This window comes from Caenispirillum bisanense, assembly GCF_039523075.1.
Lineage (GTDB): Bacteria > Pseudomonadota > Alphaproteobacteria > Rhodospirillales > Rhodospirillaceae > Caenispirillum > Caenispirillum bisanense.
Genome location: NZ_BAAAEP010000015.1, coordinates 16,648 through 29,329, shown reverse-complemented (window position 1 = coordinate 29,329; position 12,682 = coordinate 16,648). Strand labels below are relative to the sequence as shown.

Annotated in this window: 13 protein-coding genes; 7 read left to right on the top strand and 6 right to left on the bottom strand. The window is 69.5% G+C overall.

All coding sequences use genetic code 11. The features are described from left to right. From ABD056_RS08755 to sufU, 3 genes are all read right to left on the bottom strand, one after another. Positions 1-534, bottom strand: a 534-nt coding sequence (locus tag ABD056_RS08755) for an SRPBCC family protein (protein WP_343866176.1), incomplete at its 3' end; no start/stop codon positions are given. 53 nt (positions 535-587) lie between these two features. Beyond that, on the bottom strand, positions 588-932 hold the full coding sequence (locus ABD056_RS08750; protein ID WP_343866175.1) for an XdhC family protein: 345 nt from the start codon (positions 930-932) through the stop codon (positions 588-590). Next, positions 929-1,429 carry a Fe-S cluster assembly sulfur transfer protein SufU gene (gene sufU / locus ABD056_RS08745; protein WP_343866174.1) on the bottom strand — a complete coding sequence of 167 codons (501 nt, stop codon included), beginning with the start codon at positions 1,427-1,429 and terminating at the stop codon, positions 929-931. Before sufU ends, ABD056_RS08750 begins: the two co-directional genes overlap by 4 nt. A gap of 656 nt (positions 1,430-2,085) precedes the next feature. Between sufU and ABD056_RS08740 the strand changes: the two genes are divergently transcribed. From ABD056_RS08740 to ABD056_RS08715, 6 genes are all read left to right on the top strand, one after another. After that, complete coding sequence (locus ABD056_RS08740; protein WP_343866173.1) at positions 2,086-2,352, top strand: DUF4212 domain-containing protein; 267 nt, start codon at positions 2,086-2,088, stop codon at positions 2,350-2,352. A 31-nt stretch (positions 2,353-2,383) separates the two neighbouring features. Beyond that, on the top strand, positions 2,384-4,138 hold the full coding sequence (locus ABD056_RS08735) for a sodium:solute symporter family protein (RefSeq protein WP_343866172.1): 1,755 nt from the start codon (positions 2,384-2,386) through the stop codon (positions 4,136-4,138). A 126-nt stretch (positions 4,139-4,264) separates the two neighbouring features. Beyond that, a complete protein-coding gene (locus ABD056_RS08730) occupies positions 4,265-6,127 on the top strand; it encodes a DUF294 nucleotidyltransferase-like domain-containing protein (protein WP_343866171.1) in 1,863 nt (620 codons plus the stop codon). Between the two features lie 44 nt (positions 6,128-6,171). Beyond that, a complete protein-coding gene (locus ABD056_RS08725) occupies positions 6,172-6,870 on the top strand; it encodes an exonuclease domain-containing protein (RefSeq protein ID WP_343866170.1) in 699 nt (232 codons plus the stop codon). A gap of 74 nt (positions 6,871-6,944) precedes the next feature. Then, on the top strand, positions 6,945-7,460 hold the full coding sequence (locus tag ABD056_RS08720) for a hypothetical protein (protein WP_343866169.1): 516 nt from the start codon (positions 6,945-6,947) through the stop codon (positions 7,458-7,460). Positions 7,461-7,532: 72 nt separating this feature from the next. Then, positions 7,533-8,333 carry a Crp/Fnr family transcriptional regulator gene (locus ABD056_RS08715; protein WP_343866168.1) on the top strand — a complete coding sequence of 267 codons (801 nt, stop codon included), beginning with the start codon at positions 7,533-7,535 and terminating at the stop codon, positions 8,331-8,333. A gap of 2 nt (positions 8,334-8,335) precedes the next feature. Here ABD056_RS08715 and ABD056_RS08710 read toward each other — a convergent pair whose 3' ends face one another. Both ABD056_RS08710 and ABD056_RS08705 read right to left on the bottom strand, forming a co-directional pair. Beyond that, positions 8,336-9,454, bottom strand: coding sequence for a sugar-transfer associated ATP-grasp domain-containing protein (locus ABD056_RS08710; protein WP_343866167.1), 1,119 nt, complete (start codon positions 9,452-9,454; stop codon positions 8,336-8,338). Positions 9,455-9,562: 108 nt separating this feature from the next. Beyond that, the gene (locus ABD056_RS08705; protein WP_343866166.1) at positions 9,563-9,961 is read right to left on the bottom strand and encodes a lysozyme inhibitor LprI family protein; all 399 of its coding nucleotides are present in this window, start codon (positions 9,959-9,961) and stop codon (positions 9,563-9,565) included. Positions 9,962-10,134: 173 nt separating this feature from the next. Here ABD056_RS08705 and ABD056_RS08700 point away from each other — a divergent pair, with 173 nt between their 5' ends. Beyond that, complete coding sequence (locus tag ABD056_RS08700) at positions 10,135-11,949, top strand: O-acetylhomoserine aminocarboxypropyltransferase (RefSeq protein WP_343866165.1); 1,815 nt, start codon at positions 10,135-10,137, stop codon at positions 11,947-11,949. A 28-nt stretch (positions 11,950-11,977) separates the two neighbouring features. On the opposite strand, the gene ABD056_RS08695 is transcribed toward ABD056_RS08700, so the two are convergent. Beyond that, positions 11,978-12,469 (bottom strand): Lrp/AsnC ligand binding domain-containing protein, encoded by a 492-nt coding sequence (locus ABD056_RS08695; protein WP_343866164.1) that lies wholly within the window; start codon positions 12,467-12,469, stop codon positions 11,978-11,980. Between the last annotated feature and the right edge of the window lie 213 nt (positions 12,470-12,682).

Sequence of the window (12,682 nt, the reverse complement as noted above, 5' to 3'; positions counted from 1 at the left end):
CACCAGCTCCGCCTCGCCTTCACGCGGGCGGCCGGCATCGGCGGAACCGGCGCCGATGCCGACGGTGGCGGCGGTGTCGGGCACCTCCTGCGGAGCGATGCGGGCGGTGAGGCGGGAGAAGAAGTCGTCGGCGTACTTGCGCGCCGTGCCCTGGATGAGGCGCGACCCCAGCTGCGCCAGCTTGCCGCCCACCTGGGCGTCGGCGGCGTAGGTGAGGCGGGTGTTGGTGGCGTCCACCTCCTCCAGCCGCACGGTGGCGCCGCCCTTGGCGAAGCCGGCGGCGCCGCCCTTGCCCTCGCCGACGATGCGGTAGCTTTCCGGTTCGACGATGTCTTCCAGCCGCACGCTGCCGCGGAAGGTGGCCTTCACCGGCCCCACCTTGGCGGTGACGGTGGCGTCGTAGCCGGGGGCGTCCTCGGCGGGGGTGAGGGCGTCGCAGCCGGGAATGCATTCCCGCAGCACCTCGGGATCGTTGATCGCCTGCCAGACCGTCCGGCGGTCGGCCGGAATGAGGTATTCGCCGGTGATGTCCAAGGTGCCGTCTCCTCCCTGTTGGCGTGGGGTGGGCCTTGCGCCGCGTCAGTGTGTCAGTGCAGCGCCTCGACATAGACTGCGATGCGGCCGCCGCAGGCGAGGCCGACCGCCCAGGCGGTTTCGTCGGCGACGCCGAATTCCAGCACCTGCGGCGGCGCGCCGGCCATGGCCCGCATGGCGGCATCGACCACCGCACCCTCGATGCAGCCGCCGGAGACCGAGCCGACCATCTCGCCATCGTCGCGCACCGCCAGCTTGGAGCCGACCGGGCGGGGCGCGCTGCCCCAGGTGTGCAGCACGGTGGCGATGGCGCAGCGGTGGCCGCCGTCCTGCCAGTCGCGGGCGGCCAGCAGCGGATCGGGCGGGGCGGCGGGGGCGGGGGTGCCGGGGCGGGTCATGCGGCGGTCTCCCCGGCGGGGGCGACCCGCAGGTCGTGGGAGCGTTCCGAGGCGCCGGTGAGGGCGGCCTTGAGGGCGTGCCACGGCAGCGTGACGCACTTCACCCGCAACGGGCTGGCGTGGATGATGGTCAGCGCCGCCATCACCTCGCGCCCGGCATCATCCAGATAAGGTGTGGCGGCCAGCGGCTCGCCGCTGACGCAGGCGGTGCGGAAGGCCTCGACCAGCGCCACCGCGTCGGCCCGGCGCAGGCCGCGCACCAGATCGGTCAGCAGCGAGGCGGAGGCGGTGCAGATGGCGCAGCCGCGGGCGCGGCAGCTGCAGTCGGCGATGCTGTCGTCGGCGGCAAGGCGCAGGGCCAGGGCGACGCGGTCGCCGCACAGCGGATTGTGGCCGTCGGCGCGGGCGTCCGCCGGCTCCAGCGGGTCGCTGTGGCGCGGATGGCTGCCATGGTCCTCGATCAGCGCCCGGAACAGCGCTTCCCGATCGTCGAGCATGCCCGAACTGTGCCTCCCTGGGTCGCCGGCTGCGTGGCCGGGACTCCTAGTTGTTGGCTCAAGTATCAGGCCGCAAGGCTCGGAAAGTCAAACCTGTTCCGGCAAGGCGGACGCGACGTCCGATTCGAGTCGCCTTGCCCCCGCAGGGCGCCGATTCGCTGCGCCGCACGGGCGGTTTTGCGGCTGCTGTGGTGCGGTGCAATGCGCCTCAGCCGGAAGGAGTGGGTGGGTCGCCCGGCGATCACCCCGCCGCCCCGGCAAGGCGCACGACGCAGCCATTTTCGCCACATGGGGAGGGGCCATATGGCGCCATCTGAGGTTGAAGAGGGGGCGGGTGCGGTCATATTGCGCCTTGGCCCGAGGGCGCCATCGCATCTTGAGACTTGGCTTTTTCTGCTGCTCGTGCATCCTTTGCCACGGTTTCGCCCCATTCGAGCGGCGGGGCCGTGGGGCGGTCGCCGCTGCGACTGTCGCGCGAGTGGGAAATTTTTTGATCCGGAGGGGCGCTGTCGCGGTGTTCAGGTTTCCTGAATGACCGTCTGGAAGCACGAATCTTTCAAAAACCAACAAGAAACGCTTTAACAAGCGTCAGGATCGTGTACGCTACGCGCCCTGAAGGCCCCAACGGTCTCTGGGAGTAATGCAGGGAGGACTAGATGTCTGAAATGAACAAGTCGGCCGCGGATGCCTACTGGAAGGCGAACCTGCGTATCGTGGGCGGCTGTCTCGTGGTTTGGTTCCTGGTTTCCTACGGCGCCGGCATCCTGTTTGCCGATGCGCTGAACAAGATCGAAGTCGGTGGCACCGGTCTGGGCTTCTGGTTTGCTCAGCAGGGCTCCATCCTCGTGTTCCTGATCCTGATCGCTTTCTACGCCTGGCGTATGAACAAGCTGGATCGCGAGTACGACGTGGACGAACAGTAAGTCGATCGGGGGGAAACCTAGAATGGATCTTATGACCCTTACTTACCTTGTGGTGGGCGCGACCTTCGCCCTCTACATCGGTATCGCCATCTGGACCCGCGCGGCCTCGACCGGCGAGTTCTACGTCGCCGGCGGCGGCGTGCACCCGATCGCCAACGGCATGGCCACCGGCGCCGACTGGATGTCGGCGGCGTCGTTCATCTCCATGGCCGGCCTGATCGCCTTCCTCGGCTACGGCGGCTCGGTCTACCTGATGGGCTGGACCGGCGGCTACGTGCTGCTCGCCATGCTGCTCGCGCCCTACCTGCGCAAGTACGGCAAGTTCACGGTGCCGGAGTTCATCGGCGACCGCTACTACAGCCAGACCGCCCGCGTCGTGGCCGTGGTCTGCCTGATCTTCATCTCCTTCACCTACGTCGCCGGCCAGATGCGCGGCGTCGGCATCGTCTTCGCCCGCTTCCTGGAAGTCGACCTGCTGACCGGCCTGATCCTCGGCATGGGCATCGTGTTCGTCTACGCGGTGCTGGGCGGCATGAAGGGCATCACCTACACCCAGGTGGCGCAGTACTGCGTGCTGATCACCGCCTACATCATCCCGGCGATCTTCATCTCCATCCAGATCACCGGCAACCCGCTGCCGCCGCTCGGCCTGTTCTCGAAGGTCGAAGGCACCGACGTCCACCTGCTGACCCGCCTGAACGAGATCGTGCAGGAACTGGGCTTCGCGGCCTACACCGCCGGCGGCAAGTCGACCATCGACATCTTCGCCATCACCGCCGCGCTGATGGTCGGCACCGCCGGCCTGCCGCACGTGATCGTGCGCTTCTTCACCGTGCCGCGCGTGCGTGATGCCCGCTCCTCGGCCGGTTGGGCGCTGCTGTTCATCGCCCTGCTGTACACCGTGGCCCCCGCCGTGGGCGCCATGGCCCGCTACAACCTGACCACCACCGCGTGGCCGGGCGGCGTCGCCCAGCAGGATGGTGCTATCGCCGTCAGCGACATCCCCGAGTGGATGCAGCGCTGGAGCGCGACCGGCCTCATCAAGTGGGAAGACAAGAACAACGACGGCCGCATCCAGTACTACAACGAAAAGGGCGTGAAGCCGGAAGTGGCCCAGGAGCGTGGCTGGACCGGCAACGAACTGACGGTCGACCGCGACATCATGGTGCTCGCCAACCCCGAAATCGCCAAGCTGCCGAACTGGGTCATCGCCCTGGTCGCGGCGGGTGGTATCGCGGCGGCGCTGTCCACCGCGGCGGGCCTGCTGCTCGTGATCTCCTCGTCCATCTCCCACGACCTGCTCAAGAGCACCTTCACCAAGGGCATCTCGGAAAAGCAGGAACTCATGGCCGGACGTATCTCGGCGGCGGTGGCCATCCTCATCGCCGGTTACCTGGGGTACAACCCGCCTGGCTTCGTGGCGGAAGTGGTGGCCTTCGCCTTCGGCCTTGCAGCAAGTTCGCTGTTCCCGGCCATCATGATGGGCATCTTCTCGAAGAAGGTGAACCGCGAGGGTGCCATCGTCGGCATGCTGGTCGGCCTTGGCTTCACCATGGGCTACATCCTGTGGTTCAAGGGGATCTTCATCACCCCGATCCAGGCCAACGTGGCTGAGAACTGGCTGTTCGGCATCTCGCCGGAAGGCATCGGCTTCGTCGGCATGATCCTGAACTTCGCGGTCGCCATGATCGTCAGCCGCGTCACCGCTGCCCCGCCGCAGCGTGTTCAGGAACTGGTCGAGTTCGTCCGTTCGCCGCGCGGCGCCGGTGCTGCTCACGACCACTGATCCGGGGACTGTGACCGGACGGTAGATTGCGGCGGTCCTCCCCTGCGGGAGGGCCGCCCTTTCTTTCCACCCAACAAGACGGCGCAAGAGCCTGCCAAGGGCCGCGACCAGCAAGGGGAGGGATCATTGAACACCGAAATCGCAGATATCCGGGACTTCATCGCCGCCCACCATCCGTTCGACCTGCTGCCCGACACCGAGGTCACGGCGCTCGCCCGTCTGATCAGCGTGCGCTACCTGCGCCGCGGCACGGTGCTGATGACGCCGGGCGAAAGGGTCGATGCCCTCAGCATCGTGCGCTCCGGCGCGCTGGAAACCCGCGACCCCGACGGCGCCCTGCTGGCCCGCGCCGGCGAAGGCGAACTGGCCGGCCTGCGCGCCCTGCTGCGCGGCGGCCTGGCCGTCAACCACATCGTGGCGCTGGAAGATTCGCTGCTCTACCAGCTGCCGGCCGGGGAGTTCCACCGGCTGCGCGACGAGCATGCCTCCTTCGCCTACCATTTCTCGCCCACCGGCGGCGACCGCCTGCGCGGCGCCCGCGTCACCGCCGGGGCCGACGACAGCAGCGGCCTCACCACCCGCCGGGTCGGCGAGCTGGTGAAGCGCGACCCGGTGGTCATCTCGCGCACCGCGACGATCCAGGAGGCGGCGGCCAAGATGGCGGCGGCCGGCGTGTCCTGCCTGCTGGTGGTCGATGACGACCGCCTGTGCGGCATCATCACCGACCGCGACCTGCGCAGCCGCGTGGTTGCCGTCGCCCGCTCGCCGCAGGAGCCGGTAGCGGCCATCATGACGCCCGATCCGCTGGCGGTGCCGGCCACCGCCTGGCTGTTCCAGGCCATGCTGCTGATGTCGCGCCACGCCATCCACCACCTGCCGGTGGAGCGCGCCGACGGCCGCCCGGCCGGCGTCATCACCGTCACCGACCTGCTGCGCAACCAGGCCCGTTCGCCGGCGCTGGTGGCCGGCGACATCTACCAGCGCAAGGACCCGGAGGGCATCGGCCAGGCGCTGACCGTCATCCCCGACATCGTCCACGACCTGGTGGCGAGCGGCGCCAGCTCCTACGCCATCGGCCATGCCATCTCGTCCCTGGCCGATGCCGCCACCATCCGCATCCTGCAGCTGGCGGAGGAAACCTTCGGGCCGCCGCCGGTGCCCTATCTGTGGCTGGCGGTGGGATCACAGGGGCGCAACGAGCAGACCGCGCGGTCCGACCAGGACAACTGCATGGTGCTGTCGGACGACTACAACCCCGCCGCCCACGGCGACTACTTCGAAAAGCTGGCGACCTACGTCTGCCAGGGCCTCGCCACCGCCGGCTACATGCTGTGCCCCGGTGAGGTGATGGCCATGAACCCCAAGTGGCGCCAGACCCTGCGCGGCTGGAAGTCCACCTTCGGCCGCTGGATCGACGAGCCGGAGCCGAAGGCGCTGATGTACAGCAGCGTGTTCTTCGACATGCGCCCCATCTCCGGCGAGATGAGCCTGTTCGACGACCTGCACGGCCACGTGCTGAAGAAGGCCCAGGGCAGCCGCCTGTTCCTCGGCCACCTGACTGGCAACGCCCTGACCCACCGGCCGCCGCTCGGCTTCTTCCGCAACCTGGTGCTGATCAGCGGCGGCGAGCACGACCACGCGCTCGACCTCAAGCACACCGGCATCGTGCCCATCGTCGACCTCGCCCGCATCTACGCCCTGGACGGCGGGCTGCCGCAGGTCAACACCAAGGACCGGCTGGAGGCCGCCTGCGAGACCGCCAAGGTCAGCCGCGAGGGCTCCCGCGACCTCATCGACGCGCTGGAGTTCCTGGGGCTGGTGCGGCTGCGCCACCAGGCGCGACTGATCCGCGACGGTCAGTCCGCCGACAACTACCTGCGGCCGGAGGAACTGTCATCCTTCGAACGCAGCCACCTGAAGGACGCCTTCACGGTGGTCAAGAACATGCAGAGCGGCGCGTCCTCCACCTACCGTGGCGGCCTGGGGTGAGCCGGTCCTGCATGGAGCCAGCCTGGGGGGAGTACGGCTGAACCATGCCCTTGTCGGTGTTGCACAATCTCATCAGCCTGGACCTGATCCGCTGGTGGCTGGCCTTCCGTGCCGGCAGCGGACCCTTGCGCCAGTATTATGCGGCGGACTACGCCACCCTCGACACGCCGTGGACGGAGGCGGAGTTCCTGGCCGTCGACCTGGAAACCACCGGCCTTGACCCGCGCAAGGACGCCATCGTCAGCATCGGCTGGGTGCCGATCATCGGCGGCGCCGTGCGGCTGGCGCAGGCGGGCTATCAGCTGGTGCGGGTGGAAGGTCCGATCAGCGGCGAGAGTGCCGTCGTCCACGGCATCCTCGACAGCCACGTGGAGGATGCGCCGACCCTGGAGGAGGTGCTGCCGCAGTTCCTGGCCGCCCTGCGCGGGCGCATCCCGGTTGCCCATCACGCGCTGGTGGAGCAGGGCTTCCTGGATGCCGCCTGCCGGCGCGTCTACGGCCAGCCGCTGATGGTGCCCTTCGTCGACACCCTGCTGCTGGAGCGGCGGCGGGCGGCGCGGGCCGGCAAGGAGAGCAAGAGCGGCGAGTTCCGCCTGCTCGCCTGCCGCGACCGCTACGGCCTGCCGCGCTATCGCGGCCACCATGCGCTCGCCGATGCGCTGGCCTGCGGCGAACTGATGCTGGCCCAGGCATCGTCCATGGACGGCAAGCGGCTGGCGAAGCTACAAGACCTGCTGGCCTGAGGCCCGATGCCTGATACCCGATGCCCGATGCGTGATGATGTTCCGACCGTTTCTGACCGGAGTTGCCAAGTCCGATGCTTCTTGATGTCGTGATTGCCGCCTGCGCCGCCCTAGCCTCCGTCGGCGTGGTGATGGCCGGTTTCCGCCTCACCGGCCGCAAGGCGCCGCGCAACCTGCTGATGGCGCTGGCGGCGGTGGCCATTGTCGGCGTCACCGCCACCCTGCGGTATCAGTGGGCGTCCAACACCGAACAGCTGCTGCCGCCGGAGATGGTGGTGATCGAGCGGCTGACCTTCTCCAACCTCATCGAACCGTGGTCGGTGGTGCATCCGGTGACCAGCCGGCTGGTGGTGGTGGACCGCGCCAGCCTGCGCCGCCATGCCGCCCATCCCGGCTTCTCCATGGTGGACGTGCTGCTGGTGCAGCGGGATGCCGACACCCTGGTCGCCCGCCACCTGATCGACTGCCGCAACCGCCGCGACGCGGTGATGCCGGCCGATGCCGACCTGACCGCCGACGACCTGCCGGGCGACCTGCGTTGGGGCGGCGATGCCCCGGCGGCGCTCTACGACGTCGCCTGCCAGCCGTGACCGGCGGCGGGGCGGGCTTGCAATCCGGCGGCCCGCAGGCATAGTGGCGGCCTGTCGTCGCGAGGTTCCGCCATGTCCGTTCCGGCCCGCAACTCCGCCGCCGCCGTTTCCGCCGGCCCTGCCGTTCCCGTCTCCGCCCCCGGTCCGCTGGCGGCCGGTGCCGAGGCCTGCCGCCGGGCGGCGCGCTGCCGCACCTGCACGGTGCGCCAGAACGCCCTGTTCGTGAACCTGTCGGTGCCGGAGCTGGAGGCCATCGCGCCGCGGGTGCCGGACCTGACGGTGGCGGCGGGGGAGACGCTGTATTCCGCCGGCGACACCCCCGACGCCCTGTTCATCGTCCGCCGCGGCGTGGTGAAGCTGGTGCACTATCTGGCCGACGGGTCGTACCGCATCGTCCGGCTGGCCCGTCGCACCGATCTGCTGGCGCTGGAAACCCTGCTCGACACCCCCTGCGACCACACCGCCGTCGCCCTGACCGAGGTGGAGGTCTGCCGGGTGCCGCTGCCGGTGGTGCGGCTGGTGATGGAAAAGCAGGACTGGCTGGCGACCCAGATGATCCGCCACTGGCACCATGCGGTGCGGCGGGCCGACGACTGGCTGACCCATTATTCCACCGGCAGCGCCCGCCAGCGCCTGGCCCGCTTCCTCATCGACCTGCACGACCTGGCGGCGGAGGCGGCGCCGGGGGTGGCGCAGCCGGCGGTGGAACTGCCGTCGCGCGACGATGTGGGCGCCATCCTCGGCATCACCAAGGAAACCGCCAGCCGCCTGATCGCCGACTTCCGCCGCGCCGGCCTGCTCGCCAACCTGGACCTGCGCCATGTGCGGGTGGCGCGCGACGGCCTGGCGGCGGTGGCGGCCGTCGACGGCTGAGGTCAGGCGGCGGCCTGCCGGGTGGCGTCCTCCGCCTCTGCCGGCGGCGGCCCGAACAGGCGCCGCCAGTCGGCCGCCGACAGCACTTCCGGCCGGTAGTTGGGCGGGTCCCAGCGGGCGTTGGCCTCGATCAGCAGCGGCCCGTCGTCGGTGAGGGCGATGTCCCAGCCGAGGCAGGGCAGGTCGGGGAAGGCCATCTGCGCCCGCTGCGCCAGCTCCAGCGCCGCCTGGAAGTGGGGCAGGGCGAAGCCGCGGATGGAGGCGCCGGTGAGCGGGTGGGTGGTGACCTCCACCAGCCCCGAGCCGCCGGGCGACAGCTGCAGGGCCACGTCCAGCAGGCCGCTGTCGCGGTCGAAGAAGGCGAGCAGGTTGCCGGTGGTGCCGCCGGCGAAGTTGTCGGTCAGGCTGTCGCCCACCACCACCTTCTGGAAGTGGAACAGCACCGACGGCCGCCCGTCGCGCAGCTCCGTCACCACCCGGAAGGTCTGCAGGGTGCGCACGCCGCACAGGCGGCGCAGCGGCTCGGCGTCGTAGACCCGCTGCTGGATGACCACGCCGCCGAAGCCGGACCAGCGGTGCCAGGCCTCTATCATGTCGTCCAGGCTGTGGTGGGCGCCGGTGCCGAGGTTGGTGAAGCGGTCGCCGGCCTCGCGCCGCCAGGCGGTGAAGCCGGAGCCATAGGCGCCGCCCAGATCCTTGACCACGAAGTCGGCCGGCAGGGCCGTCCGCAGATGCTCCCGCCAGGCCGCCCGCGTCTCGGCCGGGCGGCCGTCGGGCAGGTAAGCGACGCCGCCGTGGACGCTGCCGTAATGCTGCGGGAAGGGCAGGCCGCGTTCGGCGCACAGGCGGTAGAACGTGTCCTTGTCCTCGGTCTGGTCGTGGTGGCGGGCGGGGTTGATGGCCAGCAGCCGGGCCAGCGACCGTTCCTTGCTGATCAGCAGCGGGTAGCGCTGCCGCACCGCCGGCACATAGAGGGCATAGCTGACGATCTCCCGCGGCGAGAACCCCTCGGCGTAGAGCGCCGCCGCATGGCGCAGCCCCACTGCCAGCGGCACCCCGTGCCAGCCGCAGCCCCGGCGCACGGCGGCGAAGAACCTCCAGGCCTTGGTGACGCGATCCATGATCAACCTCCAGGATGAACGGGCGTTCATGCTGAGGGTTGGGGCCGGGGATGCTCAATTCCGACGGAAGGCGCGCGACCGGGGTCGTATGAACCGCCTGCGCGGCCCTTAGGGGGCCAGCCTCATCAGTTCGGTCGCCCGTTCGGCGGTCATGGTCAGCATGCAGCTGTTGGCGGCGATGCGGGCGTCGGAGCCGCCATCGGGGTCGTAATAGTACTCGCAGTTGGCGTCGCGGTACTTGATCCACGCCCGCTGCGCCGCCTGCAGCGCTTTCTGCCGTTCCGGGCTGGCGGCATTGGCGGCCTTGTAGGCGGCGTTCAGCCGCGCGTCCCAGCGCTGGTGTTCGTCGGACATGCAGTCGATCATGTCCATGGTGACGCCGCCGGAGGCCTCCAAGCAGCGGGAGTATTCCTCGCTGTAGGCCACTTCCTCGGCCATGGCGGCGGCGGGCAGCAGGGCGGGCAGCGCCAGCAGGCCGGTGAGGACGGTCAGCACGGGGCGGATCATGGCGGGCTTTCCTCCGTCGATGCCATGCAGAGGACGCCAATGGTGCAGTGAATACCCACAATGATCAACAGGAGATGGCGAGGCCGGCCCCCGCGCGCAGCCTGTGGCGGCGGCGGCGGCGGTCGGATAGTCTGGCGGCCGCCGTGCAAGAACAGGGAAAGGCCCGACGTCCAATGACCGCCGCTCCGCTCAGCTACCCCGACGTGGTTCTGGCCCGCATCCTGCGGGAGGTGAAGACCATCGCCATGGTCGGCGCCAGCACCAACTGGAACCGCCCCAGCTACTTCGTCATGAAGTACCTGCAGGAGAAGGGATACCGCGTCATCCCGGTCAATCCCGGCGCCGCCGGGCAGCAGTTGCTGGGCGAGACGGTCTATCCCGACCTGCGCTCCATCCCCGAGAAGATCGACATGGTGGACATCTTCCGCCGCTCCGATCAGGTCGGGCCGGTGGTGGACGAGGCCGTGGCGCTTGGCATTCCTGTGGTGTGGATGCAGCTGTCGGTGCGCAACGACGAGGCCGCCGCCCGCGCCGAGGCGGCCGGGCTGACCGTCATCATGGACCGCTGCCCGAAGATCGAATACGGCCGCCTGGGCGGCGAACTGTCGTGGTCGGGCGTCAATTCCGGCATCATCTCCGCCAAGCCGCGCAAGGCCCCGAAGGAGGGCGCCGCCGAGCCGACCGGCCCGGACAAGAACCTCAGCTTCGGCTTCGAGACCCGCGCCATCCACGCAGGGGCCGCGCCCGACCCCACCACCGGCGCCCGCATCACGCCCATCTACCAGACCAGCAGCTACGTGTTCGACGATGCCGACCATGCGGCGTCGCTGTTCAACCTGCATACCTTCGGCTACATCTACTCCCGCCTGACCAACCCGACCGTCAGCGTGCTGGAGGAACGGGTGGCGAGCCTGGAGGGCGGCCGCGCCGCCGTCGCCTGCGCCTCCGGCCATGCGGCGCAGTTCCTCACCTTCTTCACCCTGCTGGAGCCGGGCGACGAGTTCGTGGCGTCGCGCAACCTCTACGGCGGCTCCATCACCCAGTTCGGCCTGTCGTTCCGCAAGCTCGGCTGGACCTGCCACTTCGTCGATCCGACCGACCCGGAAAACTTCCGCAAGGCGCTGACGCCCAAGTGCAAGGCCATCTTCATCGAGGCGCTGGCCAACCCCGGCGGCATCGTGGTGGACATCGAGAAGGTGGCCGCCGTGGCGCACGAGGCCGGCGTGCCGCTGATTGTCGACAACACCATGGCGACGCCCTACCTGCTGCGGCCGATCGAGTGGGGGGCGGACATCGTCGTCCACTCCACCACCAAGTTCCTCGGCGGCCACGGCAATGCGGTGGGCGGCTGCGTGGTGGAATCGGGGCGCTTCGACTGGGCGCAGAACGACAAGTTCCCGTCCCTGACCAAGCCGGAGCCCGCCTATCACGGCCTCACCTTCTTCGAGACCTTCGGCGACTTCGCCTTCACCACCAAGGCCCGCGCCGTCGCCCTGCGCGACTTCGGCCCGGCGCTGTCGCCGCAGAACGCCTTCCTGACCATCACCGGCATTGAGACCCTGCACGTCCGCATGGACCGCCATGTGGAGAATGCGGCGCGGGTGGCCGAGTTCCTCAGCCGCCATCCGCAGGTGGAGTGGGTGTCCTACGCCGGGCTGCCGGGCTCGCCCTACCGGGCGCTGGCGGAGAAGTACCTGCCCAAGGGCTGCGGCGCGGTGTTCACCATCGGCGTCAAGGGCGGCTACGAGGTCGGGCGCAAGGTGGTGGAGAACGTGCAGGTGTTCAGCCACCTCGCCAACATCGGCGATACCCGCTCGCTGATCCTGCACCCGGCCTCCACCACCCACCGCCAGCTGACGGAGGCGCAGCAGATCGCCGCCGGGGCGGGGCCGGAGGTGATCCGCCTGTCCATCGGCCTGGAAACCGCCGACGACCTGATCCGCGATCTCGACCTGGCGCTGACCGCCGCCGCCGCATCCGCCGGCTGATCGCCAGCAGTACGGGGCGGCGCCGACCTCAGCGCCGCCCCGGGCCGCCCGGCTCCGACACCGGGATCATGTTGTCGGTCTTCACTTCTTCCATCACCACATAGGTATGGGTGGCCTTGACGCCCGGCAGGGTGACCAGGCTGTCGCCCAGGAACCGGCGGTATTCGCCCATGTCGGCCAGGCGCACCTTCAGCAGGTAGTCGAGGCCGCCGGTGATCATGTGGCACTCCATCACCTCCGGCATGTCGAGCACGGCGTCGCGGAACCGGTCGAACACGTCCGGCGTCGTTCTGTCGAGCGCCACCTCGATGAAGCACACCACCGACCGCCCCAGCTGATGCGGGTCGAGCAGGGCGCGATAGCCCTGGATGTAGCCGTCGCGCTCCAGCCGCCGCACCCGTTCCAGGCACGGCGTCGGCGACAGGTTGACCCGGCGCGACAGCTCCGCATTGGACAGGCGGCCGTCGGCCTGCAGCTCGCGCAGGATCTTGCGGTCGATGTGATCGATTTCTCTGCTCATTGCCGGGTCTTTCCGAATGATCGCCTCATTTCGAGAGGCTTGGCAGCATGATCTGCTACCACCGGCACCGAACAAAGCAAAATCGTCGGTGAGGATTTTGTTACGCTGCCGGCAGTGAGGCGCGCATGGCTGGCATGCGCCCGCCGCGGTTCCGGTTAATGCCGGGGGGCGGGGGGGGGGCCGCTCCCCCCGCCGCCCCCGCGGGGGGCGACC